Source organism: Streptomyces sp. 3-6, from assembly GCF_056323165.1.
Genome location: NZ_JBWHZP010000029.1, coordinates 1 through 25,155 on the forward strand (window position 1 = coordinate 1; position 25,155 = coordinate 25,155).

At 72.8% G+C, this 25,155-nt stretch carries 20 protein-coding genes; 11 read left to right on the forward strand and 9 right to left on the reverse strand.

Annotated elements, in window-relative coordinates; translation table 11 throughout:
• Positions 1 to 444 precede the first annotated feature (444 nt).
• Together AC02VZ_RS24680 and AC02VZ_RS24685 are read right to left on the reverse strand one after the other, a co-directional pair.
• Positions 445 to 819, reverse strand: a complete 375-nt coding sequence (locus AC02VZ_RS24680) for a WhiB family transcriptional regulator (RefSeq protein ID WP_362091204.1) — start codon at positions 817 to 819, stop codon at positions 445 to 447.
• 172 nt (positions 820 to 991) lie between these two features.
• Entirely contained in the window at positions 992 to 1,684 is a 693-nt protein-coding gene (locus AC02VZ_RS24685; RefSeq protein ID WP_432057197.1) for a DUF1707 SHOCT-like domain-containing protein, read from the reverse strand.
• Positions 1,685 to 2,008: 324 nt separating this feature from the next.
• Here AC02VZ_RS24685 and AC02VZ_RS24690 point away from each other — a divergent pair, with 324 nt between their 5' ends.
• The 4 genes from AC02VZ_RS24690 (at position 2,009) to AC02VZ_RS24705 (ending at position 8,924) form a co-directional block, all read left to right on the forward strand.
• Positions 2,009 to 3,685, forward strand: a complete 1,677-nt coding sequence (locus AC02VZ_RS24690; RefSeq protein WP_476476412.1) for a fumarate hydratase — start codon at positions 2,009 to 2,011, stop codon at positions 3,683 to 3,685.
• Between the two features lie 626 nt (positions 3,686 to 4,311).
• A complete protein-coding gene (locus tag AC02VZ_RS24695) occupies positions 4,312 to 5,700 on the forward strand; it encodes a class II fumarate hydratase (protein WP_476476413.1) in 1,389 nt (462 codons plus the stop codon).
• A 71-nt stretch (positions 5,701 to 5,771) separates the two neighbouring features.
• The gene (gene fomD, locus AC02VZ_RS24700; protein WP_432057203.1) at positions 5,772 to 6,464 is read left to right on the forward strand and encodes a cytidylyl-2-hydroxypropylphosphonate hydrolase; all 693 of its coding nucleotides are present in this window, start codon (positions 5,772 to 5,774) and stop codon (positions 6,462 to 6,464) included.
• 276 nt (positions 6,465 to 6,740) lie between these two features.
• A complete protein-coding gene (locus AC02VZ_RS24705; RefSeq protein ID WP_476476414.1) occupies positions 6,741 to 8,924 on the forward strand; it encodes a SpoIIE family protein phosphatase in 2,184 nt (727 codons plus the stop codon).
• Between the two features lie 117 nt (positions 8,925 to 9,041).
• Here the strand turns inward: AC02VZ_RS24705 and AC02VZ_RS24710 are convergent, their stop codons facing one another.
• A complete protein-coding gene (locus AC02VZ_RS24710) occupies positions 9,042 to 11,327 on the reverse strand; it encodes a transglycosylase domain-containing protein (protein ID WP_476476415.1) in 2,286 nt (761 codons plus the stop codon).
• Between the two features lie 266 nt (positions 11,328 to 11,593).
• Here AC02VZ_RS24710 and AC02VZ_RS24715 point away from each other — a divergent pair, with 266 nt between their 5' ends.
• The 5 genes from AC02VZ_RS24715 (at position 11,594) to AC02VZ_RS24735 (ending at position 16,761) form a co-directional block, all read left to right on the forward strand.
• Complete coding sequence (locus AC02VZ_RS24715; protein ID WP_432057206.1) at positions 11,594 to 12,541, forward strand: SPFH domain-containing protein; 948 nt, start codon at positions 11,594 to 11,596, stop codon at positions 12,539 to 12,541.
• Positions 12,538 to 12,867, forward strand: a complete 330-nt coding sequence (locus tag AC02VZ_RS24720) for a type II toxin-antitoxin system antitoxin (protein WP_476476416.1) — start codon at positions 12,538 to 12,540, stop codon at positions 12,865 to 12,867. Before AC02VZ_RS24715 ends, AC02VZ_RS24720 begins: the two co-directional genes overlap by 4 nt.
• Positions 12,868 to 13,217: 350 nt before the next feature.
• Positions 13,218 to 13,742 (forward strand): PadR family transcriptional regulator, encoded by a 525-nt coding sequence (locus AC02VZ_RS24725; RefSeq protein WP_476476417.1) that lies wholly within the window; start codon positions 13,218 to 13,220, stop codon positions 13,740 to 13,742.
• Positions 13,739 to 14,431 carry an ABC transporter ATP-binding protein gene (locus tag AC02VZ_RS24730; protein ID WP_476476418.1) on the forward strand — a complete coding sequence of 231 codons (693 nt, stop codon included), beginning with the start codon at positions 13,739 to 13,741 and terminating at the stop codon, positions 14,429 to 14,431. The genes AC02VZ_RS24725 and AC02VZ_RS24730 overlap by 4 nt, the downstream gene beginning before the upstream one ends.
• Complete coding sequence (locus tag AC02VZ_RS24735; RefSeq protein ID WP_476476419.1) at positions 14,428 to 16,761, forward strand: ABC transporter permease; 2,334 nt, start codon at positions 14,428 to 14,430, stop codon at positions 16,759 to 16,761. The genes AC02VZ_RS24730 and AC02VZ_RS24735 overlap by 4 nt, the downstream gene beginning before the upstream one ends.
• A 52-nt stretch (positions 16,762 to 16,813) precedes the next feature.
• Here the strand turns inward: AC02VZ_RS24735 and AC02VZ_RS24740 are convergent, their stop codons facing one another.
• Complete coding sequence (locus AC02VZ_RS24740) at positions 16,814 to 17,758, reverse strand: LysR substrate-binding domain-containing protein (RefSeq protein WP_432057210.1); 945 nt, start codon at positions 17,756 to 17,758, stop codon at positions 16,814 to 16,816.
• A gap of 132 nt (positions 17,759 to 17,890) precedes the next feature.
• On the opposite strand from AC02VZ_RS24740, the gene AC02VZ_RS24745 reads away from it, so the two are divergent.
• A complete protein-coding gene (locus AC02VZ_RS24745) occupies positions 17,891 to 18,445 on the forward strand; it encodes a peroxiredoxin (RefSeq protein ID WP_432057211.1) in 555 nt (184 codons plus the stop codon).
• Positions 18,446 to 18,451: 6 nt separating this feature from the next.
• The gene (locus AC02VZ_RS24750) at positions 18,452 to 18,985 is read left to right on the forward strand and encodes an alkyl hydroperoxide reductase (RefSeq protein ID WP_432057212.1); all 534 of its coding nucleotides are present in this window, start codon (positions 18,452 to 18,454) and stop codon (positions 18,983 to 18,985) included.
• Between the two features lie 84 nt (positions 18,986 to 19,069).
• Here AC02VZ_RS24750 and AC02VZ_RS24755 read toward each other — a convergent pair whose 3' ends face one another.
• The 5 genes from AC02VZ_RS24755 to AC02VZ_RS24775 form a co-directional block, all read right to left on the reverse strand.
• Positions 19,070 to 20,479, reverse strand: coding sequence for an AI-2E family transporter (locus AC02VZ_RS24755; RefSeq protein WP_476476420.1), 1,410 nt, complete (start codon positions 20,477 to 20,479; stop codon positions 19,070 to 19,072).
• Positions 20,480 to 20,653: 174 nt separating this feature from the next.
• Positions 20,654 to 21,361 (reverse strand): aggregation-promoting factor C-terminal-like domain-containing protein, encoded by a 708-nt coding sequence (locus tag AC02VZ_RS24760; protein ID WP_432057214.1) that lies wholly within the window; start codon positions 21,359 to 21,361, stop codon positions 20,654 to 20,656.
• Positions 21,362 to 21,784: 423 nt separating this feature from the next.
• The gene (locus AC02VZ_RS24765; RefSeq protein ID WP_432057215.1) at positions 21,785 to 23,110 is read right to left on the reverse strand and encodes a PhoH family protein; all 1,326 of its coding nucleotides are present in this window, start codon (positions 23,108 to 23,110) and stop codon (positions 21,785 to 21,787) included.
• Positions 23,111 to 23,503: 393 nt separating this feature from the next.
• Positions 23,504 to 24,277, reverse strand: a complete 774-nt coding sequence (locus AC02VZ_RS24770) for an isoprenyl transferase (protein ID WP_476476421.1) — start codon at positions 24,275 to 24,277, stop codon at positions 23,504 to 23,506.
• Between the two features lie 203 nt (positions 24,278 to 24,480).
• Positions 24,481 to 24,963: a hypothetical protein gene (locus tag AC02VZ_RS24775; RefSeq protein ID WP_476476422.1), complete on the reverse strand. Its 483-nt coding sequence runs from the start codon at positions 24,961 to 24,963 to the stop codon at positions 24,481 to 24,483.
• Between the last annotated feature and the right edge of the window lie 192 nt (positions 24,964 to 25,155).

Below are 25,155 nucleotides of genomic sequence, written 5' to 3' on the forward strand. Positions count from 1 at the left end.
GTGTCGCCGCCGGGCGGGAAGCAGCGTGAGAGACGGCACCGCCATCAGCTGAGCAAGTTCGCCCCGTGCCGGTCCGTCGGGGCTGAGTGCGCAGTTCCCCGCGCCCCTGGAGGGGCGGTCCATGTCGCCGCCGGGCAGAAGGCAGCGGGAGAGACGGCACCGCCATCGGCCGAGCGGGCGTCGCCCCGTGCGGGTGCGCGGGGGCTGGGTGCGCAGTTCCCCGCGCCCCTGGAGGGGCGGTCCATGTCGCCGCCGGGCAGAAGGCAGCGGGGGAGACCTCACCGCGAAGGGCGGGGCAGGGATTCTTATCTGCCGGTCCGTCGGGGTGAGGTGGGCTCGTTCCGCCGCCCCGGGCCCCGGAAGGCCAGGGCGGCGTGGGGAACGGTGGGGTGCAGGAAGGGCGGCCTCCGGGTGGGAGGGCGCCCTTCTCGTGGGGGCCGGTGGTCAGCCGGCCGCGGCTATGCGGCCGGTCTGGCGGGTGGCCTGGAGTTCCATGTCGCGGCGCCGGCGGCGGGCCAGGACCACGCGGCGTTCGGCGGCGGTCAGGCCGCCCCAGACACCGTAGGGCTCCGGCTGGAGCAGGGCGTGTTCACGGCACTCGACCATCACGGGGCAGCGGGCGCAGACGCGCTTGGCCGCGTCCTCGCGGGAGAGCCGGGCGGCGGTGGGTTCCTTCGACGGGGCGAAGAACAGCGCGGCCTCGTCGCGGCGGCACACCGCCTCGGTGTGCCAGGGCGCGTCCTGATCCCTGTCTCGCGCGGGCCCCCGCTGGGCCGGGACGGCGGCTACCTGCAGGGACGAATGCGGCGGTTGCAGCACGGTCTACTCCTGACGACGGCTTCGCGAGCGAGACACGATGCAGCAAGGCTTACCCGATGTACGCACGCCTATGCACTGAGTCCCGAACCGCCGTGGCAGCCACGGGAATTCACCGACGAGTGCCCCGATCCCGGCGGACCCGTCCGGTCCGTTTCCGTCGGGTTCGCGGACGTCAACGGTCGGAGCGTCCGCGCAAACCCTTGTCCACCGACCGCTGCACGCGGTCCAGGATGTCCGCCACCAGCTTGCCGCGCCGGGGCCGCGCCTCGATGTTGCCCAGCACCGCCCAGCCGTCCACGTAGACCGCCGGGGCCTGCGGGTCCTCCGCGTCGAGCGAGGCCACCTCGAAGTTGCCGAACACCCCGCCGCCGGTGCCGCGCAGCGAGACGTTCTCCGGCACCCGGACCTCGACGTTGCCGAAGACCGAGTACGCCTTGATCACGACCTGCTGGTGGTCGAAGAGGGCCTCGCTGAGGTCGATCTCGACGTTGCCGAAGACCGCGTACACGTGGATGCGGCGGCCGACGCGCCAACGGCCCTTGCGGACGGCGGCGCTGAACACCGCGACGACGTTGTCGTCCGGATCGGGCGGGATCGCGCCGGCGGTGGGCCTGCTCGGCGCCGTCGACTGCGGGCGCGAGGGCCGGCCCGCCGGGAGGTCGCGGACGAACACCTCCAGCTCCCCCACGGTCTTCGCGGCGAGCACGCCCTCCACCCGCTCGGCGTGCTCGTCGGGCGTCAGCCGGCCTTCCGCGAGGGCATCGCGCAGGAGGTCGGCGATGCGGTCGCGGTCGGCGTCCGAGGCCCGCAGCTCGGCGGTCTGCGGAGTGCGGTCCTGCTGCTGGGGGTGCTTGTGAAGGTCCACCAGGGCAGCCTACCCAAACGCGATAGATCGCGACCACCCCTCGCGGCGAACTCGCCGCCCCCGCCGCCCGCACCCGCCACCCGCACCCGCCGTCCGCATCCACCTCCGCGCCCACCGTCCGCCCCCGCCTCCGCGCCCACCGTCCGCCCCCGCCTCCGCGCCCACCGCCACCCTCGCCCGGCACACACCCACCCCGGACACCCCCGGGGACCCTCCGGTTATGCGCGGACAACTGAGGACAACCTCACAGACGCGCTGTCGGCGGCACGTCCTACGCTGGTGGCGCCCGCCAAAGGAGGCGGGCGGCCGTCTGTCGAGTGAGGAATGGGCGAGATGCCTGAGTTCGAGTACGCCGATCTGCTCCCCACGGGAGAGGACACCACCCCCTACCGGCTGGTGACCTCCGAAGGTGTCTCCACCTTCGAGGCCGACGGGCGGACCTTCCTCAAGGTGGAGCCGGAGGCGCTGCGCAGGCTGGCCGAGGAGGCCGTCCAGGACATCCAGCACTTCCTGCGGCCCGACCACCTCGCCCAGCTCCGCCGCATCATCGACGACCCGGAGGCCAGCTCCAACGACAAGTTCGTCGCGCTGGACCTGCTGAAGAACGCCAACATCGCGGCGGCCGGCGTACTGCCCATGTGCCAGGACACCGGCACGGCGATCGTCATGGGCAAGCGCGGCCAGAACGTACTGACGTCCGGCCGCGACGAGGAGGCCCTGTCCCGGGGCATCTACGACGCGTACCAGAACCTGAACCTGCGCTACTCCCAGATGGCCCCGCTGACCATGTGGGAGGAGAAGAACACCGGCTCCAACCTGCCCGCCCAGATCGAGCTGTACGCGACGGACGGCGACGCCTACAAGTTCCTGTTCATGGCCAAGGGCGGCGGCAGCGCCAACAAGAGCTTCCTCTACCAGGAGACGAAGGCCGTCCTGAACGAGACCTCCATGATGAAGTTCCTGGAGGAGAAGATCCGTTCGCTCGGCACGGCCGCCTGCCCGCCGTACCACCTGGCCATCGTGGTCGGCGGGACGTCGGCCGAGTTCGCGCTGAAGACCGCCAAGTACGCCTCCGCGCACTACCTGGACAACATGCCCACCGAGGGGTCACCGCTGGGCAGCGGCTTCCGGGACAAGGAGCTGGAGGAGAAGGTCTTCGAGCTGACGCAGAAGATCGGCATCGGCGCGCAGTTCGGCGGCAAGTACTTCTGCCACGACGTGCGCGTGATCCGCCTGCCCCGGCACGGCGCGTCCCTCCCGGTCGCACTGGCCGTCTCCTGCTCCGCGGACCGTCAGGCCGTCGCGAAGATCACCGCCGAGGGCGTGTTCCTGGAGCAGCTGGAGAAGGACCCGGCGCGTTTCCTGCCGGAGACCACGGAGGAACAGCTGGCGGACGAGGGCGAGGTCGTGCGGATCGACCTCAACCAGCCGATGGACGCCATCCTCGCCGAGCTGACCAAGCACCCCGTCAAGACCCGGCTGTCCCTCACCGGCCCGCTGGTCGTGGCCCGCGACATCGCGCACGCCAAGATCAAGGAGCGGCTGGACGCGGGCGAGGAGATGCCCCAGTACCTCAAGGACCACCCCGTCTACTACGCCGGCCCGGCGAAGACCCCCGAGGGGTACGCCTCCGGTTCCTTCGGGCCGACCACGGCCGGGCGGATGGACTCCTACGTGGAGCAGTTCCAGGCGGCGGGCGGCTCCAAGGTGATGCTGGCCAAGGGCAACCGCAGCAAGCAGGTCACCGACGCGTGCGGCACGCACGGCGGTTTCTACCTCGGCTCGATCGGCGGCCCGGCGGCACGGCTGGCCCAGGACTGCATCAAGAAGGTCGAGGTCCTGGAGTACGAGGAACTGGGCATGGAGGCGGTCTGGAAGATCGAGGTGGAGGACTTCCCGGCGTTCGTCGTCGTCGACGACAAGGGCAACGACTTCTTCCAGGACCCGGCGCCCGCCCCGACGTTCACCAGCATCCCGGTACGGGGCCCCGGCCTGGCGTAACCCCGGCTCGGCACCGACCCGGCCTGGCACAGCCGCGGTCCAGGACAGTCCCGGTCGGCCGTCACCGCCGGTCCGGCGCAGTACCGATCCGCCGTCGCTGCCGGTCCGGCGCAGTACCGGCTCGGCACCGCCGCCACCGGTCTCCGGTCGCTGCCCCCGGGTGCGATTCCCCGGGGCGCGGCCGGGCCGACCGGGAGCGGCGGTGCGGACGGTCCCTCCGCCCGCCCGCACCGCCTCCCCCGCAGGCGGCCCCGCACCTCACGTCGCCCTGCCCGCACACCACGCACCTCACCCCCTCGCCCCCACACCCCGCCGGCCAACCGACCGCACCCGCACCGGTGTTGTCGCGGTACGCCGAGGTTCCGCCCCACCCGCGTCCGACGGCCCCGTCCGCCGACAGTCGCGCCCCACCCACGTCGGCCGGTCCCGACCGCCCCACCCGCGCCGCCCACTCGCACTCGCCCGCGCCGCCCACTCGCCCCCGTCCGGGCCCTCCCCCTCCCCCGCCACCGCGGCTCCCCGTGCCCCGCGCAGCGCCCGCGCACCCCCACGCACCCACCCCACCCGTACGGCCCCATTCGCCCGGGCTCCGGAACAACGGCGGTCCGCCGCACGCTGTACGGGGTATGAGCGACGACTTCCGCATCGAGCACGACTCCATGGGCGAGGTACGCGTCCCCGCCGAGGCCAAGTGGCGCGCGCAGACGCAGCGCGCCGTCGAGAACTTCCCGATCTCCGGTCAGCGGCTCGAACGGGCCCACATCGAGGCCCTCGCCCGCATCAAGGGCGCCGCGGCCAAGGTGAACGCGGAGCTGGGGGTGCTGGACCAGGACATCGCCGACGCCGTCCAGGAGGCGGCCCTGGAGGTCGCCGAGGGCCGGTGGGACGAGCACTTCCCGGTCGACGTCTTCCAGACCGGCTCGGGGACCTCGTCCAACATGAACACCAACGAGGTGATCGCCACCCTGGCCACCGAGCGGCTGGGTCGGCCGGTGCACCCCAACGACCACGTCAACGCCTCGCAGTCGTCCAACGACGTCTTCCCGTCGTCGCTGCACATCGCCGCCACCGCCGCCGTCACCCGGGACCTGATCCCCGCCCTGGAGCACCTGGCCACCTCGCTGGAGCGCAAGGCCGCCGAGTTCGCCGACGTGGTGAAGTCGGGGCGTACGCACCTGATGGACGCCACGCCCGTGACCCTCGGCCAGGAGTTCGGCGGCTACGCGGCCCAGATCCGGCTCGGCGTGGAGCGGCTGAACGCCTCGCTGCCCCGCCTGGCCGAACTCCCCCTGGGCGGCACCGCCGTGGGCACCGGCATCAACACCCCGCCCGGTTTCTCCGCCGCCGTCATCAAGGAGGTGGCCCGCGCCACCGGGCTTCCGCTGACCGAGGCGCGCGACCACTTCGAGGCGCAGGGCGCCCGGGACGGCGTCGTGGAGACCAGCGGGCAGCTTCGCACCATCGCCGTCGGCCTGACGAAGATCACCAACGACCTGCGGTGGATGGCCTCCGGCCCGCGCACGGGTCTCGCCGAGATCACCCTGCCCGACCTCCAGCCCGGTTCGTCGATCATGCCGGGCAAGGTCAACCCGGTGGTCCCGGAGGCCGTGCTGATGGTGTGTGCCCAGGTCATCGGCAACGACGTGACGGTCACCACCGCGGGCGCCTCCGGCAACTTCGAACTCAACGTGATGCTGCCGCTTATGGCCAAGAACGTGCTGGAGTCGATCCGGCTGCTGACGAACGCCTCCCGGCTGCTCGCCGACCGCACGGTCGACGGGATCGTCGCCGACCGGGAGCGGGCCCGGGAGTACGCCGAGTCGTCGCCGTCGGTGGTGACCCCGCTGAACAAGTACATCGGGTACGAGGAGGCCGCGAAGGTGGCCAAGAAGGCGCTGGCCGAGCGGCGGACCATCCGCGAGGTCGTGCTGGAGGGCGGGTACGTCGACCGGGGCGACCTCACGGCGGAGCAGCTCGACGAGGCGCTGGACGTGCTGCGCATGACCCGGCCGTGAGGTGTGCCGCACGGGGGTGAACCGTGCGGGGGACCACGGCACCACGTGCCCCGGGCACCTAATATCTGCCCATGACACAGGGCGGAACGACGGAACACACGGAAGCGGGCGGCTCGACCGGTTTCTGGGCGCCCGGGACGCACATCCTGTGGCGCTACCGGGAGAACGGCGGCGCGCGCATCCACATCGCGCGCCCCGTCACGGTCGTACGCGACGACTCGGAGCTGCTCGCCGTGTGGATGGCGCCCGGCACGGAGTGCGTGAAACCGGTGATCGCCGACGGTACGCCCGTGCACCAGGAGCCGTTGGGCAGCCGCTACACCCGGCCCCGCGCGGTGTCCCGGGGGCGCTGGTCGGGGACCGGGGTGCTGAAGCTGGCCCGGCCGGGCCAGCCCTGGTCGGTGTGGCTGTTCTGGGACCCGGGGTGGCGGTTCAAGAACTGGTACGTGAACCTGGAGGACCCGCTCGTCCGGTGGTCGGGCGGGGTGGACTCCGAGGACCACTTCCTGGACATCTCCGTGCACCCGGACCGCAGTTGGCACTGGCGGGACGAGGACGAGTTCGCGCAGGCGCAGCGGGACGGCCTGGTCGACGCCGCGCTGGCCGAGCGGGTGCGGGCGGCCGGGCGGGACGCCCTCGCGGCGATCGCCGCCTGGGAGCCGCCGTTCTCGGACGGGTGGCAGGACTGGCGCCCGGATCCGTCCTGGGCGGTACCGTCGCTGCCACAGAACTGGGACCGTACGCCCGCTCGGGTGTCCCCGTGAGACCCTTGCTGGGCCCCAGGACCGGAACCGTAGGATCGTCCTCCGCACGGAATCGGGCGGCAAACGCCGGATCATGCGCTGGGCTTGACCGATCGTCACCGAGGGGCGGCACGTCGTGAGCGAGGGGTACGGCAACACCGGTACGGGCCGGGGACGGCCGCCCGGCGGCACGGGAACGGCTGGTGAGCACACGGGGATCCCGTTCCCGGGACCGGCTTTCCGGGTATCGGCATCCCGGCGGGACGAACTGCACGCATGGCGCCCGGCGCCGGACGGATGGACTCGACACGCGTGACGGAGCAGCGGACCTCCTTCGAGCGCCTGCAGCCGGGCGCCGCCCCCGCGGATCCCCGCGGGGTGCCGGCGCCTGCCCCCGACCCGGCCCGGGTGCCGGACACGGCGGCCGCCTTACCGGCACAGGGCCGTGCCGCCGGCGATCCGACGGGCACCGCGTCCTCCGCGCCGCCGGCCGGAGCACCCGCGCCGGCGGCCCCCGGGGTGGACGGGGCGTCGGCCGGCCCGGACACCGCCGTGCCCGAGGCCGCCGCCCGGGACGCCGTCCCGGCGGGTGAGCACTCCCAGCCGGGCGCGGAGCAGGGCGCCGGACCCGACGCGCCCCGGCCGCGGCCCGTGCCCGAGGGCATCCCCGTCCAGCCGGCCGGGGTTCCGGGCCGGACGGCGGTGCAGGCGCCCGACGGCACGGAGCGGCGCACGGGGCAGGTCACCGCGCCCGGGAAGCCGACGCCGATGCGGCGGGACGGCGACCGGCTGCGGTTCGTGGGCGCCGCGACCCGGCGGATCGCCCGCGGCATAGACCTGGACGAGATCGTGATGGGGCTGTGCCGCGCCACCGTGCCGACCTTCTCCGACGCGATCCTGGTCTACCTGCGGGACCCGCTGCCGGTCGGGGACGAGCGGCCCACCGGACCGCTGGTGCTGCGGCTGCGCCGCAGCGACCGGATCCCGGCCGAACGGGACACCGAGGGCGCCGGGTTCGCGCCACTGGTGCAGCCCGAGCCGTCCGAGCTGGACTCGGTCGGCGAGGAACTGTGCACCGTGCGGCCCGGCAGCGCGCTCGCCGAGGTGCTGCGCGGGGTCCGCCCGGTGTTCACGGACGCCCCGGCGGCCCGGGCCGCGCTGCCCGAACTGCTCGGCGCGGACGGCGAGTCGGCCGTGCCCGACGGCCAGCGGGCGATCCTGGCGCCGCTGCGCGGGCGGCGGCGCGTGATCGGTGCCGCGCTGTTCCTGCGCGGCCCGGAGCGCATCCCGTTCGAGGCGGACGACCTGCTGGTGGCCGCGCAGCTCGCCACGCACAGCGCGCTCGGCATCGACAAGGCGGTGCTGTACGGGCGCGAGGCGTACATCGCGGACGAGTTGCAGCGCACCATGCTGCCTGAGCACCTGCCCCGCTGCACCGGGGTGCGGCTCGCCTCGCGCTACCTGCCGGCCGCGGAGACGGCGCGGGTCGGCGGCGACTGGTACGACGCCATCCCGCTGCCGGGCAGCCGGGTGGCGCTGGTGGTCGGTGACGTGATGGGCCACTCCATGACCTCGGCCGCGATCATGGGTCAGCTGCGGACCACCGCGCAGACCCTGGCCGGGCTCGACCTGCCGCCGCAGGAGGTGCTGCACCATCTCGACGAGCAGGCGCAGCGGCTCGGCGTGGACCGCATGGCGACCTGCCTGTACGCGGTGTACGACCCGGTCGCGCACCGCATCACCATCGCCAACGCCGGTCACCCGCCGCCCGTCCTGCTGCAGCTGGGCGGCCGGGCGGAGGTGCTGCGGGTGCCGGCGGGCGCCCCGATCGGGGTCGGCGGGGTGGACTTCGAGGCCGTGGAGCTGGACGCGCCCGCCGGGGCGACGCTGCTGCTGTACACCGACGGCCTGGTGGAGTCCCGGCTGCGGGACGTGTGGACCGGCATCGACCAGCTGCGCGACAAGCTCGCCGCGACGGCGCAGCTGACCGGGCCGGACCACCCGCCGCCGCTGGAGGCGCTGTGCGACGAGGTGCTGGACATGCTGGGCCCGGGTGACCGGGACGACGACATCGCGCTGCTCGCCGCCCGCTTCGACGGGATCGCGCCGAACGACGTGGCGTACTGGTTCCTGGAGCCGGAGGACGCGGCGCCCGGCCGGGCCCGACGGCTGGCGCGGCGCGCGCTGTCACGCTGGGGCATGGAGGAGCTCACCGATTCGGTGGAGCTGTTGGTCAGCGAGGTCGTGACGAACGCGGTGCGGTACGCCACGCGGCCGGTGACGCTGCGCCTGCTGCGGACCGACGTGCTGCGCTGCGAGGTCGGCGACGACGTGCCCCAGCTGCCCCGGCTGCGGCAGGCCCGCGCCACGGACGAGGGCGGGCGCGGGCTGTACCTGGTCAACCGGATGGCCCGGCGGTGGGGTGCGACCCGGCTGAGCACGGGCAAGGTGGTCTGGTTCGAGCTGAACCACACCGCCTGACCCGGCGCCGCACAGGCCACGCGCGGGAGGTACGGCGCCTGCGACACGAGGGGGGGGTGCCCCGGTGAACTCACCGGGGCACCCCCCTCGTCGTGCCGGGCGCCGTTCCCCCGTCGGCTACTGCTCCCGCTCCGCGTCGTCCGGGTCGTCGGGGAGCCCGATCGTCGGCGGGACGGTGCTCGGGCCGCCGACCGGCGGCTTCGTCGTCGGGTCCTGGGTCGGGGGCTGCGTGGTCGGTTCCTGGGTCGGCGACTGCGTCGTCGGCTCCCGGGTCGGCGGCTCGGTGGTGGGCGCCTCGCTCGTCGGGCTCTCGGAGGGCGACTGCGTGGCCGACGGCGTGCGGGTCGGCCGCACGGCCGCGCCCTGCCGGGTCCGCAGGTCGAACCTGCTGGTCTCCTCCATCACGCCGAAGGTGTACGCGGCCCAGATCCGGGCCGGGTACCCGCCGCCGTTGACGCGCTCGTTGCCGCCGGCGCCGTACATCTCGACCTGCTTGTGCGGCGGCTTGTCGTCCTCGCCGAACAGGCCGACCGCGGTGACCAGGTCGGGGGTGAAGCCGACGAACCAGGCCGACTTGTTGTTGTCGGAGGTGCCGGTCTTGCCGGCGACCTGCTGGCCGCCGCGCAGCGGGTTGTCGCGCACCGCGCGGCGGGCGGTGCCGTCGTCGACCACTCCGGTGAGGACCGAGGTGACGGTGTCCGCCGCCTCGCGGCCGATGACCTGCTCGCCGATCGCGTCGGGCGGGGTGACGGTGCGGCTGCGGTGCTCGGCCTTCTTGAGGACGGTCGGGGTGGTCTTCTTGCCGTGGTTGTCGAGCGTGGCGTAGACACCGGCCATCTGCAGCGGGCTGGCGCCCATGGAGCCCAGGGTCTGGGCGGGCACGGCCTCCAGGTCCTCGACCGCCATGCCCAGCTTGCCGGCGGTCTCCATCACCTTGGGCATGCCGACGTCGACGCCCATCTGCGCGAACACGGAGTTGACGGACTTGTTCATCGCCGTCTGCACGGTGATGTCGCCGTAGTCGACGTCGTCCTCGTTCTCCGGCGCGAAGCCGACCTCACGGCCGCCGTCGACGACCTGGCGCTTGCTGGTGCCGTCGTAGACGGTGTTCGCGCCGATCGGCGTGCCGTCCTGCGTGGTGGCCTCCTCCTCCAGGGCGGCGGCCAGGATCACCGGCTTGAAGGTGGACGCGGGCTGGTAGTCGGTGCGGGTGGCGTTGTTGTAGTAGTGCTTGAGGTAGTCCTCGCCGCCGTACATGGCCACGACCGCGCCGGTCTTCGGGTCGACGGAGACGGCTCCGGCCTGGATGTCCGCGTCGACCTTGCGCTTCTCGGGGTCCAGTTCGTCGGTCAGCTGCGTCTTGACGGCCTTCTCCAGGGCCTTCTGCTTCTTCTTGTCGATGGCGAGGGTGATGGTCCAGCCGCCCGCGTCGACCAGGGCGTCGGCCTGCTTGGCGTCCTCGGCGGTGCCCTCGGCGACCAGTTGCCGCTTCAGCGCGGCGTTGGCGGCCTGCACCAGGTAGCCGGTCTGCCCGGCCATGCCCGGGTCGCCCTTGGGCTTCTTCGGCTCCGGGAACGTCATCCCGGACCGCTCGGAGGCGTCGAGCCAGCCCTGCTCGACCATGTTGTCCAGGACGTAGTTCCAGCGCTGGGTGACCAGTTTGCGGCCGGTCTCGGAGGCGACCGCCCAGTCGTACTGGCTGGGCGCCTGGAGCAGCGCGGCGAGGTAGGCGCCCTGCGCGACGGTGAGTTCCTCGGCGTCGACCTGGTAGTAGGCGCGGGCGGCGGCCTGGATGCCGTAGGCGTTGCGACCGTAGTAGCTGGTGTTGATGTAGCCGGCGAGGATGTAGTCCTTGGACTTCTCGCGGTCCAGCTTCAGCGAGATGACCAGTTCCTTCAGCTTGCGCGAGACGGTCTGGTCCTGGGTCAGGTAGTAGTTCTTGACGTACTGCTGGGTGATCGTCGAGCCGCCCTGGGCGCCCTTGCCGGAGAGGGTGTTGAGCAGGCCGCGGGCGGTGCCCTTGAGGTCGACGCCGGCGTCGTTGTAGAAGGTCTTGTTCTCGGCGGCGACGAAGGTGCGCTGGACCGGCTTGGGGATCCGGGCGAGGTCGACGACCTCGCGGTTGACCTCGCCGTCGCGGGCCATGATCGAGCCGTCGCTGTACTGGTAGACGTTGCTCTGGCGCTTGGCGTCGGCGTTCCCCTCGGGGATGTCGATCATCATGTAGAGCACGATGAAGGCGCCCATGCCGAGCAGGCAGAGGGTGAAGAAGGTGCCGAGGAGCTTCTTCCAGGTGAAGAGGCGGCGTATGCCGGTGCGCCCGGCACGCGGCGCGCGACGGCTGCTGGGCGCCGCCCGGCGCCCACCGCGCTGCCGGGCGCGACGCTCATCCGCTCGTCCCATGGGGTCCCTCTGCTCCGCTTCGCTCATGTGTGTGATGCAGCCACACGGGTTCGGCCGCTCGGGTCAGCTCAGAAAGCTAACACCGGGGGCTGTGACAAAGGCTGCCGATGCGGTCGTCTGGGACGTGACAATCAGCACCCGTCCCACCGGAACCGGTGTCCGGGGGCTGTGCGGGGCGGTCCGGACCCGTTAAAGTGATATCACTTGGATAGGCGGACGCTAGCCGCACCGTGCGCACCGCGTCCCGAGGAAACGGGGGACTTCCCATGACCGCACCCGACGGCCGCACCCTGGCGGCCGGCACACCCGACACGCCCGAGATGCCCGAGCCGCGGGTCCGCGAGGTCCCCGCGCACAGCATCGGCGGCGGGCTCGCCCTGACCCTCGGCCTGGCCGGACTGCTTCTCGGCGCCGCGATGATCGTCTCGGCCGTCCCGGTCACCGCGGTCGCCGGCAAGGCGGTGCTGATCGCCGGCGGCATCCTGATCGCCCTCGCCTCCTTCCTCGCGATGTGCGGGCTGAACATGGTGGCGCCGGGCGAGGCCCGGGTGGTCCAGCTCTTCGGCCGCTACCGGGGCACGATCCGCCAGGACGGCCTGCGCTGGGTCAACCCCTTCACCTCGCGCACCAAGATCTCCACCCGGGTGCGCAACCACGAGACGGCCGTGCTCAAGGTGAACGACGCCTACGGCAACCCGATCGAGCTGGCCGCCGTGGTGGTGTGGCGCGTCGAGGACACCGCGCAGGCGACCTTCGAGGTCGACGACTACGTCGAGTTCGTCTCCACGCAGACCGAGGCCGCCGTCCGGCACATCGCCATCGAGTACCCCTACGACGCCCACGAGGAGGACGGCCTCTCGCTGCGCGGCAACGCCGAGGAGATCACCGAGAAGCTGGCCGTCGAGCTGCGCGCCCGGGTGGAGGCGGCCGGCGTGCAGATCATCGAGTCCCGCTTCACCCACCTCGCCTACGCGCCCGAGATCGCCTCGGCGATGCTCCAGCGGCAGCAGGCGGGCGCGGTGGTGGCGGCGCGCCGGCAGATCGTGGAGGGCGCGGTCGGCATGGTGGAGATGGCGCTGGCCCGGATCACCGAGCAGGACATCGTGGAGCTGGACTCGGAGCGCAAGGCGGCCATGGTGTCCAACCTGATGGTCGTGCTCTGCGGGGACCGCTCCGCCCAGCCCGTCCTCAACACCGGGACCCTCTACCAGTGACCAGCCCCTCGGACCGCCCGGCCGGGGACTCCCAGGGCGGGGACTCCCGGGGCGGGGACTCCCGGGGCGGGGGGCCCGCCCGGCGCAGGCCGCAGCAGCGCAAGCAGGTGCTGCTGCGGCTGGACCCCCTGGTGTACGAGGCGCTGGCGCGCTGGGCGAACGACGAGCTCCGCTCGGCCAACGCCCAGATCGAGTTCCTGCTGCGGCGGGCGCTCGCCGAGGCGGGCCGGCTGCCCGGCGAGGTCCGGCCCATCCCCCGCCGCGGCCGCCCGTCCGGCAGCGGCCGGGAGTCCGGACCGCCACCACCGGACCGGCCCGAACCCTGACCGGCCCGAGCCACGGCCGGCCCGAGTCCTGGTCGGCGGGAGCCACGGCCGACCCGCGCCGTGGTCGGCGCGACCCGGATCGGATCGACCCCTGAGCCGCCCGAAGCCGGCCCTGACCGGCGGGGGCCTCGGTCAGCCCGCGCCCGGCCGGGCCCCGGTCGGGCCCCGGCGTCGGCGCCGACGGCCCCCGGGCGCCGTCGGCAGCCGTCGGCGGCCGTCCGCGCCCCGCGCTGCCGCCCCGGTGACAGAACCGTGACAATCGGCCCCCACCAGGCCGGGAACACCCCCCGCCCCCACCTGCACACCGTGTGTATACACAGCGCGTATACACACTGTGTAGAGTGCGCGTCATGTCCATCGGTCACACCCTCCTGGGACTCCTGGAGTCCGGCCCGCGCCACGGTTACGACCTCAAGCGGGCCTTCGACGAGAAGTTCGGTCACGACCGGCCGCTGCACTACGGCCAGGTCTACTCGACGATGTCCCGGCTGCTGAAGAACGGGCTCGTCGAAGTCGACGGCATCGAGGCCGGCGGCGGCCCCGAGCGGAAGCGGTACGCGATCACCGAGGCCGGCATCACCGATGTCGAGCGGTGGCTCGCCACCCCCGAGAAGCCCGAGCCCTACCTGCAGTCGACCCTCTACACCAAGGTCGTCCTCGCGCTGCTCACCAGCCGCGACGCCGCCGACGTGCTGGACACCCAGCGCTCGGAGCACCTGCGCAGCATGCGCATCCTCACCGACCGCAAGCGCGGCGGCGACCTCGCCGACCAGCTGATCTGCGACCACGCGCTGTTCCACCTGGAGGCGGACCTGCGGTGGCTGGAGCTCACCGCGGCCCGCCTCGACCGGCTCCGGGAAGCGGTGGTCCGGTGACCCACACGCCTCCCGGCTCCCTGCTCGTCGCCCGTGACCTGCGCAAGTCCTACGGCCCGACGAACGCGCTCGACGGCGCCGACTTCTCCATCCACCCCGGCGAGGTCGTCGCCGTGATGGGGCCCTCCGGCTCGGGCAAGTCCACGCTGCTGCACTGCCTCGCCGGGATCGTCACCCCCGACTCCGGGTCGATCACCTACGACGGACGCGAACTGAGCACCATGAGCGACGCCCGGCGCAGCGCGCTGCGCCGCTCGGAGTTCGGCTTCGTCTTCCAGTTCGGGCAGCTGGTCCCGGAGCTCACCTGCGTGGAGAACGTCGCCCTGCCGCTGCGGCTCAACGGCACGCCCCGCAAGGCTGCCGAGCGGGCGGCGCTGGCCTGGATGGAACGCCTGGAGGTCGACGACGTCCGCGCCAAGCGGCCCGGCGAGGTGTCCGGCGGCCAGGGTCAGCGGGTGGCCGTGGCACGGGCGCTGGTCACCGACCCCCGGCTGCTGTTCGCCGACGAACCCACCGGCGCCCTGGACTCCCTCAACGGGGAGCGGGTCATGGAGCTGCTCACCGACGCCGCCCGGTCCGCCAACGCCGCCGTCGTCCTCGTCACCCACGAGGCGCGGGTCGCCGCCTACTCCGACCGCGAGATCGTGGTGCGCGACGGCCGGTCCCGGGACATGGAGCGCGTCGTATGAACACCCGTCAGTGGGCGCGGGACCTCGGCATGGGCCTGCGGTTCGCCTTCGCCGGCGGGCGGGAGGGCTGGATCCGCGCGCTGCTCACCGCCGTCGGCGTCGGACTGGGCGTGGCGCTGCTGCTGCTCACCACCGCCGTGCCCGGCGCCCTGGCGGAGCGGGACCGCCGGGAGGACGCGCGGCTCAACCACACCTACGGCGAGGAGATCGGGCGCGGCGACGACACCCTGATGACGGCGGACGTCGACACGGTCTTCGACGACCTGCACGTCCGCGGCCGGGTGCTGGAGCCGGAGGGGGACGAGGCGCCGCTGCCGCCGGGACTGTCGAGGTTCCCCGCACCGGACGAGATGATGGTCTCCCCCGCCCTGCGGGAGCTGCTCGACTCGGACGACGGCGCGCTGCTGCGCGAGCGGCTGCCGTACGAGGTCGTGGGAACCATCGGCGAGCAGGGGCTGATCGGTTCGCAGGAGCTGGCCTACTACGCCGGCGCCGAGGGCCTGGCGGACCGGGTGCACGACGGGTCGGCCGGCCGGATCAGGGCCTTCGGCAACCCCGACGCGACACCGGAGGAGCTGGACCCGGTCCTCATGCTCCTGGTGCTGGTCGTGTTCGTGGTGCTGCTGATGCCGGTCGCCGTGTTCATCGCCGCGGCCGTGCGCTTCGGCGGCGAGCGGCGCGACCGCCGGCTGGCCGCGCTGCGGCTGGTCGGTTCCGACGGCGGCATGACCCGCCGGGTCGCCGCGGGCGAGGCGCTCGGCGGGGCCCTGCTCGGCCTGCTGTTCGGCACCGTCTTCTTCCTGGCGGGACGGGAGTTCGCGGCGTCCGTCGAACTGTTCCGGATCAGCGTCTTCCCCAGCTACCTGAACCCGTCCCCGCTGCTGGCGCTGCTGGTGGCCGTGGCGGTGCCGGCCGCCGCCGTCCTGGTGACGCTGCTGACGCTGCGCGGGGTGGTCATCGAGCCGCTGGGCGTGGTCCGCACGGCGCGGCCGGCGCGGCGCCGGCTGTGGTGGCGGCTGCTGCTCCCGCTGGCGGGCCTCGGCATGCTGGCGCCGATGCTCGGACAGGGCCGGGAGAACGGGGACTTCAACGGGTACCTGGTCACCGGCGGTGTCATCTGCCTGCTCGTCGGGGTCACGGCGCTGCTGCCGTGGATCGTGGAGACGACCGTCGGCCGGCTCGGCGCGGGCAGTGTGTCCTGGCAGCTCGCGGTGCGCCGCCTGCAGCTCAGCAGCGGCGCGGCGGCCCGCATGGTCAACGGCATCGCGGTCGCGGTGGCCGGTGCGATCGCGCTGCAGATGCTGTTCGCCGGGGTCGAGGACGACTACACCCGGGAGACGGGCTTCGAGGTCTCCCAGGCCCAGATGGCGTTCCACGTGCCCGCGCACGTGGACCTCTCCGAGGCCGCGGCGAAGCTGGAGGGAACCGAGGGCGTCCGGGCGGTGTATCCGCTGTCGGACACGTACCTGGGCGACCGGCCCTGGGCCCAGGAGCCGGAACGCAGTGTCCAGGCGACCGTCGGCGACTGCGCGGCCCTGCGCCGGGTGGCGAGGCTGCCGTCGTGTGCCGACGGTGACGTCTTCGCGCTGAGGGGCGGCGAGTTCGACACCGACACCGCGCCGCTGAGCAGGCCGGGACAGAAGCTGTACGCCGAGAGGCAGGCCGCCGACGGGACGGTGACCGACATCGCCTACACCCTGCCCGACCCGCTGCAGGAGGCCGACTCCGTCGAGGACCCGACCGGCGTCCGGCGCGGCGGCTTCCTGCTGACCCCGGGCGCCCTGACGGCCGGTCTGGCGGAGACGCTCAACGGGCACGTGTACCTCTCCGTCGACGACTCGGTCCCCCACGCCCGCGAGCACGTGCGCAACGCGGTCGCCGCGCTGGACCCGCTGGCCCAGCCCACCGCGTGGTCGACGACCGAGCGCTCCGAGCGCTTCGACGCCGTCCGCACGGGCCTGTTCGTCGGCGCCACGGCCGTGCTGGTCCTGATCGGGGCGAGCCTGCTGGTGTCCCAGCTGGAGCAGTTGCGCGAACGCCGCAGGCTGCTGGCGTCCCTGGTCGCCTTCGGCACCCGGCGGCGCACGCTGAGCCTGTCGGTGCTGTGGCAGACGGCGATCCCCATCGGCCTGGGCCTGCTGGTGGCGTCGGCCGTCGGCATGACCCTGGGTGCGGTCCTGCTGCGGATGACCGCGACCCCCGTCCGGGTGGACTGGCCGAGCGTGCTGCAGATGACGGGCATCGGTGCGGGCGTCGTCGTGGTGGTGACCCTGCTGAGCCTGCCGCCGCTGCTGCGCATGATGCGGCCGGACGGGCTGCGCACCGAGTAGGGCCGGGGCCCGGCCGGGCCCCGTCCGGAGGCAGGCCGGGTCCCGCCGGTGCTCAGGCGGCCACGGTCCGCACCGGCAGGGCGTCCAGCGCCTCCCGCAGGGCCGCCGCCAGCTGCTCGTACTCGGCGGAGCGGGCCGTGCCGGTGCGCATGACGAGGGCGACGCGGCGGGTGGGCGCCGGTTCGGCGAAGCAGCCGGTGAGGAGGCGGCCGGCGCGGTTGGTCTCCACGTCGACGGCCGTGCGGGGCAGCAGGGTGACGCCGAGTCCGCCGGCCACCAGCTGCACCAGCGTGGACAGCCCGGCCGCCGTCGTGGTGGCCGGGACTCCCGCGCGTCCGGCCTCCCGGCAGATCTCCAGGGCCTGGTCGCGCAGGCAGTGTCCCTCGTCGAGGAGCAGCAGCTTCAGCTCCCGCAGCACCTCCCGGGGGATGCCCTGCCGCCCGCCCAGCGCGTGGTCGGGCGGGGTGACGAGCACGAAGTCCTCGTCGAAGAGGGGTAGTTCGGTCACCCCGGGCACCCCGAGGGGCACGGCCAGGAGCAGCAGGTCCAGGCGCCCGCAGGCGAGTCCGTCCAGCAGCCGCGCGGTCTGCTCCTCGTGCACCTGCAGGTCGAGGTCCGGGTAGCGGTCGTGGACCAGCCGCAGGACCGTCGGCAGCAGGTAGGGCGCGACCGTCGGGATCACCCCGAGCCGCAGCACCCCGGTGAAGGGTGCCCGCAGCGCCTCGGCCTCCTCGATGAACGCGCCGACGTCCTCCAGCACCGCCTTGGCGCGGGCGGCGAGACGCTCACCGGCCGGCGACAGCAGGACCTTGCGCGTCGTACGCTCGATCAGAGTGACACCCAGTGTCTCCTCCAGCGCGGACACGGCGCCGGACAGGGCCGGTTGGCTCATGCCGATCGCCGCGGCGGCGTCCCGGAAGTGCAGGTGCTCGGCGACCGCGGCGAACGCCCTGAGCTGCGCGAGGCTGGGCTGTCTGCGCCTGTTGCCGACCGTCACTGATAGCTCCCTCCGATCAACACGACCGAGTGTAGCTATTTCACTAATCAATGCACCCTGTGCCAACATCATGCTCGTCCAACCCAAGGGAAACACCGCATTACGGGTGTTTCTTCGCTGCAAGGAGAGCGCGTGCTCACTGTCGGTGACAAGTTCCCCGAGTTCGAACTGACCGCCTGCGTCTCACTGGAGAAGGGCAAGGAGTTCGAGACGATCAACCACAAGACCTACGAGGGCAAGTGGAAGATCGTGTTCGCGTGGCCCAAGGACTTCACCTTCGTGTGCCCCACCGAGATCGCGGCCTTCGGCAAGCTGAACGAGGAGTTCGCCGACCGCGACGCCCAGGTCCTCGGCTTCTCCGGTGACTCGGAGTTCGTCCACCACGCCTGGCGCAAGGACCACGACGACCTGCGCGACCTGCCGTTCCCGATGATGGCGGACTCCAAGCACGAGCTGATGCGCGACCTCGGCATCGAGGGCGAGGACGGCTTCGCCAAGCGCGCGGTGTTCATCGTGGACCAGAACAACGAGATCCAGTTCTCCATGGTGACCGCCGGTTCCGTCGGCCGGAACCCGAAGGAGGTCCTGCGGGTCCTGGACGCCCTGCAGACCGACGAGCTCTGCCCGTGCAACTGGACCAAGGGCGAGGAGACCCTGGACCCGGTCGCGCTGCTGGCCGGGGAGTGACCTGACATGTCGCTCGATTCCCTGAAGTCCCGCATACCGGACTACGCCAAGGACCTGAAGCTCAACCTGGGTTCGGTCATCGGCAACTCGGACCTGCCGGCCCAGCAGCTGTGGGGCACGGTGCTGTCGACGGCCATCGCCTCGCGTTCGCCGATCGTGCTGCGCGAGCTGGAGCCGGAGGCGAAGGCGAACCTGTCGCCGGAGGCGTACACGGCCGCCAAGGCCGCCGCCGCGGTGATGGCGATGAACAACGTCTTCTACCGCACCCGGCACCTGCTGTCGGACCACGAGTACGGCTCCCTGCGCGCCGGCCTGCGGATGAACGTCATCGGCAACCCGGGCGTCGACAAGGTCGACTTCGAGTTCTGGTCCTTCGCGGTGTCCGCGATCAACGGCTGCGGCATGTGCCTCGACTCGCACGAGCAGGTGCTGCGCAAGGCCGGCGTCGAGCGGGAGGCCGTGCAGGAGGCGTTCAAGATCGCCGCGGTGATCCAGGCGGTCGCCGCCACGCTGGACGCCGAGGCGGTCCTCGCGGAGTGACCCCGGCGCCCGACGGCGCGTGAGGCAGCGGGCCCGGCCACCCCTCGGGGTGACCGGGCCCGCTGTCGCGTTGCTTCGGGTGCGCTATCCGCCGCGGGTGTCCGGCGGGCCGGGCCGCTCGCCGGCGGTTCCGGTGCCCTCGTCGGGCGTGGGCGGGGGCGGTGGTGGCGGCGGCGGTGCGGCGCCTCCCGCGGACGCCTCCGCGGCGGTCGCGGTGACGGCCGTGGCACCGCGGGGCCGCGGGGCCAGCCGGTTCGACGCCTCCTGGGAGTAGGCGCGCAGATAGGTGGCGACGGTGTTGGTGACCGCGACCAGCGGGACGGCGACCACCGCGCCGCCGATGCCGGCCACCATGCCGCCGGTGGCCACGGCCAGCACCACGGCGAGCGGGTGGACCCGCACCGCGCGGCCGAGGATGAACGGCTGGAGGATGTGCCCCTCGATCTGCTGCACCGCCAGCACCACCACCAGGGTCATCACGGCCGTGAACACGCCCTGGGTGACGAGCGCGACGACCACCGCCAGGGCGCCCGAGACGACCGCGCCGACCAGCGGGATGAACGCGAACAGGAAGATGAAGACGGCCAGCGGCACCGCCATCGGCACGTCGAGGAAGTAGATGCCGAGGCCGATGAAGATGGCGTCGATGAGGGCCACTATCACCGTGCCGCGCACGTACGCGGTGAGGGTCCGCCAGGCGGCCGGGCCGGCGCCGGCGACACCCGGGCGGGCGACGGCCGGGACCAGCTTCAGCGTCCACTCCCAGATGCGGCGGCCGTCGTAGAGCAGGAACAGCGTGGAGAACACGGCCAGCAGGATGCCGGTGAGCGCCTCGACGACGACCGTCACGCCCTCCAGGCCCACCGAGGTGATCTGCTCGCTGTTGGCGCCGACCGCCTCGCGGAGGTTCTTGGCGATCTCGTTGATCTGCTTGTCGGTGACGTGGAAGGGGCTGTTCAGCAGCCAGTTGCGCAGTTCGTCGATGCCGCTCTGGATCTGGCTGGTCAGGGTGTCGATGTTCTCCATGACCTGCCAGGTCACGAACCAGCCGATGAGCCCCATGACGACGAAGCCGAACAGCGCCGTCAGGGAGGTGGCCGGTCCGCGCGGCACCCCGAGGCGTCGCAGCCGCGCCACCGTGGGCTGGAGCAGGGCGGTGATGAGCAGGGCGGCCACGAAGGCCAGCACCACCAGTTGGACGGCGCTGATGACCCGCATGAGGACCCAGACGGTGCCCGCGAGCACCAGCAGCCGCCAGCCGGCCTCGGCGGCCACCCGCACCCCCCAGGGCACGGCCTGTGCCGGGTCGGGGCGGGCCGGGACGGCGGGCGCGTAGTCGGGCGGTGGGGGCACGTGTCCCTCGGCCGGGGCGGCGACGGGGGCGGGTGCGCCCTCGTCCTCCCGCTCCACCTCGGCTCGGCGTTCGTCCAGTCGTCTGCCGACCGCCGTCAGTCCGGCTCCGACCCGATTGAGCCATCGAGGCACTCGCGACATGATCCGTCCTCTTCCCCCGTTTCTCCCCACCACTCCCCGTGGAGTCGTCGGTCAGACGCTACAGGGCGAAAGCCCCGCACCGTAGGACGGTGCGGGGCTTCCCCGAGGTGGAGCCGGGGCGGAGGCCCGCCGGGCCTCCGCTGCGTCCGGTGTCGTGCGTCCGGAGCGGCCGGCCTAGTACCAGTGGTTGGCCTGCCAGAACGACCAGGCGCCGCAGGGGCTGCCGTAGCGCTCGTTCATGTAGTTCAGGCCCCACTTGATCTGGGTGGCCGGGTTGGTCTGCCAGTCGGCGCCGGCGGACGCCATCTTGGAGCCCGGGAGTGCCTGCACGAGACCGTAGGCGCCCGAGGAGGGGTTGACGGCCTTGTAGTTCCAGGTGGACTCGCGGGTCACGATGTTGCTGAAGCACTGGAACTGGTCGCCGGGGATCATCTGGCGGGCCATGGCCTGGACTTCGGCGACGGTGTAGCTCGACTTGGCGGCGAAGCTGGACGCGTCACGGGTCGCGGAGCGGCTCGCGGCGGCCTTGGTCTCGGCCTCGCGCTCCTTGGCCTCCTGCGCGGCCTTGGCAGCCTTCTCGGCCTGCTCCTTCTTGGCCACGGCGGTCTTGGCGGCGGCCTTGCGGGCGGCCTCCTCCGCGTCCTTCTTGGCGGTCGTGTCCGCGGCGATGGCCATCGTCTCGGCCTGCTGCGTCACGGAGGCGGTCTGTACCTGGGCCTGCTGGCCCGCGGGGATGTCCGCGAGCAGCGTGGTGCCGGCTGCCGTCGCCTCGACGTCGTTGTTCTGCGCGGTGCTGCCCGAGGCAACGCCGACGACGCTTCCGACAGCGGTGACCGCGGTGGCCGAAGCCACTGCGAATCCCCGGACCGAGATCCGGCTCACACGGTTTCCTTCCAGCATCGCCCGCTTCGGTGACCCTCGCGGACGCGATCGTGCCCCTGGCACTGGCCTCCCCAACTGCGGGCCACGGGAGGCGCGGGCCCGGTGGGCAACCCCCCGGGAGGGGAGCGCCGCGTGGTGCTCGGGCGGCATACGACGACGCTATGCAGTTGGAAGCCGGTGCTTCGTTCGGTGTCCCGTACCGCTGGGGGTACGGATGTGTCGTATGCGGGGCCTGACAGGAACGAGACTCTGCCGTAATCCGGCCGCGACAGGCAATTCCCTGCCACGTGTGAAAGCTCACACCTCGTTCGCCCCACGCGTTTTCCGGAAAAGCCCGCGCACGCCGACGCCGCCCGGCTAGGCTCTGTGCCTTTCCGGACGGCGTCGACTCCTGCGCATGCGCCCCTTTTCAGTGAATGCCGGTCAGACCTGTCCGTCCTCGAGCATTTCGGTCACCAGTGCGGCGATCCGGGACCTTTCGGACCGGGTCAGGGTGACGTGGGCGAAGAGCGGATGCCCCTTCAGTTTCTCGACCACGGCGACCACTCCGTCGTACCGCCCCACCCGCAGGTTGTCCCGCTGGGCCACGTCATGGGTCAGCACCACCCGCGAATTGGCCCCGATCCGGGACAGAACGGTCAACAGCACGTTCCGTTCCAGCGACTGGGCCTCGTCGACGATGACGAACGCGTCGTGCAGCGAGCGGCCCCGGATGTGGGTGAGCGGCAGGACCTCCAGCATGCCGCGCGCGGTGACCTCCTCGATGACCTCCCGCGAGGTGACGGCGGACAGCGTGTCGAAGACCGCCTGCGCCCAGGGGCTCATCTTCTCGGCCTCGGTGCCGGGCAGGTAGCCGAGCTCCTGCCCGCCCACCGCGTACAGCGGCCGGAAGACCATCACCTTCTGGTGCTGACGGCGCTCCAGCACCGCCTCCAGGCCCGCGCACAGCGCCAGCGCCGACTTGCCGGTGCCGGCCCGGCCGCCCAGCGACACGATCCCGACGTCCGGATCGAGGAGCAGGTCGAGCGCGATGCGCTGCTCGGCGCTGCGGCCCTTGATGCCGAACACCTCCCGGTCCCCCCGCACCAGGCGCACGGTGCCGTCGGGCGTCACCCGGCCGAGCGCCTTGCCGCGCTCGGACTGGAGGGTCAGACCGGTGTGCACCGGCAGGTGGGACGCCTCGGGCACGTACACGTGCCCCTCCTCGAAGAGGATGTCCACCTGCTCGCCGGGCAGGGTCAGTTCGGACATTCCGGTCCAGCCGGAGGCGTCCGTGACGGCGAGTTCGGCGCGGTACTCCTCGGCGAGGAGTCCGACGGAGGACGCCTTGATCCTGAGCGGCAGGTCCTTCGACACGACCGTGACGTCGAACCCCTCGGCCTGCAGGTTGCGGGCGACCGCGAGGATGCGGGAGTCGTTGTCCCCCAGGCGGTAGCCGCTGGGCAGCACGCTGGGGTCCGAGTGGTTGAGCTCCACCCGTACGGTGCCGCCCAGGTCCCCGATGGGGATGGGGGCGTCGAGGCGACCGTGGCGCACCCGGAACTCGTCGAGCAGGCGCAGGGCCTGCCGGGCGAAGTAGCCCAGTTCGGGATGGTGCCGCTTGGCCTCCAGTTCCGTCACCACGACGACGGGGAGCACCACCTCGTGCTCGTCGAAGCGGCTCAGGGCGCCTGGGTCGGCCAGCAGGACGCTGGTGTCGAGGACATAGGTGCGCCGGTCGGGCTTGTGGCGCTTCGTGCTGGTCACCACGGAAGGACGTACCCCCTCGGATGAGGTCGGGGAGCGACGGAGCGGAGCCGGGCCGGGCGGCCGATGCCGATCGTGGCCTGCCGGGCGTACACCGCGGCCGGTCGACGACGCCCCGGCGCAGCGGGGCGCGAACCGGCCCTCGTCTGCTCTGTCCGTGCCGTGACCGCACGGTGGGGCTGATGCAAAGGGCCTCCCGGGCGGACGACCCCGGGCCGTCCGCTGAGATCCGACACCCGTGGTTCGGGTGTCGACCTGTCTGGCTTATGCCCTCGAACGTACGCCGCCATGCCACGGCGCACGACGGCGCGCGCATGAACTCTCCGTGACACCGCGTGACCCGGATGCGGGAACGGGCGGCGGGCCGGGCGCCCCGCGGACGGCCGTGGCGGGCCCTCAGCCGCCGTAACGCCGGTGGCGGGCGGCGTAGTCGCGCAGCGCCCGCAGGAAGTCGACCTTGCGGAAGGCCGGCCAGAAGACCTCGCAGAAGTAGTACTCCGAGTGAGCGGTCTGCCAGAGCATGAAGCCGGACAGGCGCTGCTCGCCGCTGGTGCGGATGACCAGATCCGGGTCGGGCTGGGCGCGGGTGTAGAGGTGACGGCCGATCATGTCCACATCGACGGCCTCGGCGAGTTCCGCCAGGGAGGTGCCCTTCTCGTGCTCCTCCAGCAGCATGGACCGTACGGCGTCGGCGATCTCCTGACGGCCGCCGTAGCCGATGGCGACGTTGACCACTATGCCGTCGACGTGCGCGGTGGCCTGCTGGGCCTCTTTGAGGGTGGTCTGCATCCCGGCGGGCAGCAGGTCGGGGGTGCCGACGTGGTGCACCCGCCAGCGGCCGTCGGCGGCGAGGCTGCGGACCACGTCCTCGATGATGCCGAGCAGGGGGACGAGTTCCTCCTCGGGCCGGTCGAAGTTGTCCGTCGACAGCAGCCAGAGCGTGACGACCTCGACGTCCGTCTCGCTGCACCAGCCGAGGAACTCCTCGATCTTGTCGGCACCCGCGCGGTGACCGTGGACGGTGCTGGACCCCGCGGCCTTGGCCCACCGGCGGTTGCCATCCATGATGACGCCGATGTGCTTGGGCACCTGAGCGGTGTCCAGGTGGCCTTCCACCCGGCGCGCGTACAGCCTGACCAGCAGGCCGCGCAGCTTGTCGCGCAGGTTCACGTGATCGTCAGCCCCTCCGTACGGATCGGACAGGCGCGGCGCCCCGCCGCGGGTCCGCGGCATGGCGACCCGGTCGTGGTCGCGGGCGGCCCCTGTCCGTATGGCGGTCCCCCAGGGGGCGAAGCCTACCCCCGTGCGGGCGGGCTGCCGTAAAGCCCGCGGTGGGACGGCCGTTGCCCGGGCACCGCGGGTTCACCGCGCCCTCACCGCGCGCCGTGCCGCCGGAACCAGTCCCCCGCCGAGCCCTGGCCGAGCAGGACCACGACGGCGACGGCGCCCGCGAGGGGCAGGATGCCGAACGGCGTGCCCCGCACGGCCCCGCCGAGCGCGAGCACGATCTGCACCGAGCCGAGCACCAGCGCGGCGACCCGGACACCGCGCCCCGCGGACCGGAACAGGAACGCCAGGACGAGCAGCACCCAGGCCGTCAGGTAGGGCGCGAAGGCCCGCCCGGCGGCCTCGGCGCCGGAGAAGGCGCCGACGAGGGAGCTGTGCACCACCCCGAGCCCGGCGAGCACGAAGATCACCACCTGGGCGGCCCGCACGGCGGCGGGCATGCCGCCGGGCGACTGCGGACCGTGCGCGTACTGCGGGGGGTACGCGTACTGCGGGGGATGCGGCCAGGGAGCGGCCTCGCCGGTGCGGCCGGGCTGCCGGGCGGGCAGAGCCGGGTACTCGTTCGACATGCGGGGGACTCTAGCCACGGACGCGGGACCCGGACACCTTCCGGGGGGTGCGGGGAGCGGGCGGGGGGTGAGGGGAGCGGGGGCGGCCGGGGGGTGAGGGGTGTGGTGGCGCGGTGCGAGGGGGCGGGAGCGGGGGGCGGTGGACTTGCGGGGACGGGGCGCGGTGTGGGGGACGGGCGCCGCGCCGGGGCC

What these genes read in the sequence shown, in the direction of transcription:
- AC02VZ_RS24690 (WP_476476412.1), top strand. Translation starts at nt 2,009, where the DNA reads ATGGGCGAGATGCCTGAGTTCGAGTACGCCGATCTGCTCCCCACGGGA.
- AC02VZ_RS24695 (WP_476476413.1), top strand. Translation starts at nt 4,312, where the DNA reads ATGAGCGACGACTTCCGCATCGAGCACGACTCCATGGGCGAGGTACGC.
- fomD (WP_432057203.1), top strand. Translation starts at nt 5,772, where the DNA reads ATGACACAGGGCGGAACGACGGAACACACGGAAGCGGGCGGCTCGACC.
- AC02VZ_RS24705 (WP_476476414.1), top strand. Translation starts at nt 6,741, where the DNA reads ATGGACTCGACACGCGTGACGGAGCAGCGGACCTCCTTCGAGCGCCTG.
- AC02VZ_RS24710 (WP_476476415.1), bottom strand. Translation starts at nt 11,327, where the DNA reads ATGGGACGAGCGGATGAGCGTCGCGCCCGGCAGCGCGGTGGGCGCCGG.
- AC02VZ_RS24715 (WP_432057206.1), top strand. Translation starts at nt 11,594, where the DNA reads ATGACCGCACCCGACGGCCGCACCCTGGCGGCCGGCACACCCGACACG.
- AC02VZ_RS24725 (WP_476476417.1), top strand. Translation starts at nt 13,218, where the DNA reads ATGTCCATCGGTCACACCCTCCTGGGACTCCTGGAGTCCGGCCCGCGC.
- AC02VZ_RS24735 (WP_476476419.1), top strand. Translation starts at nt 14,428, where the DNA reads ATGAACACCCGTCAGTGGGCGCGGGACCTCGGCATGGGCCTGCGGTTC.
- AC02VZ_RS24750 (WP_432057212.1), top strand. Translation starts at nt 18,452, where the DNA reads ATGTCGCTCGATTCCCTGAAGTCCCGCATACCGGACTACGCCAAGGAC.
- AC02VZ_RS24755 (WP_476476420.1), bottom strand. Translation starts at nt 20,479, where the DNA reads ATGTCGCGAGTGCCTCGATGGCTCAATCGGGTCGGAGCCGGACTGACG.
- AC02VZ_RS24775 (WP_476476422.1), bottom strand. Translation starts at nt 24,963, where the DNA reads ATGTCGAACGAGTACCCGGCTCTGCCCGCCCGGCAGCCCGGCCGCACC.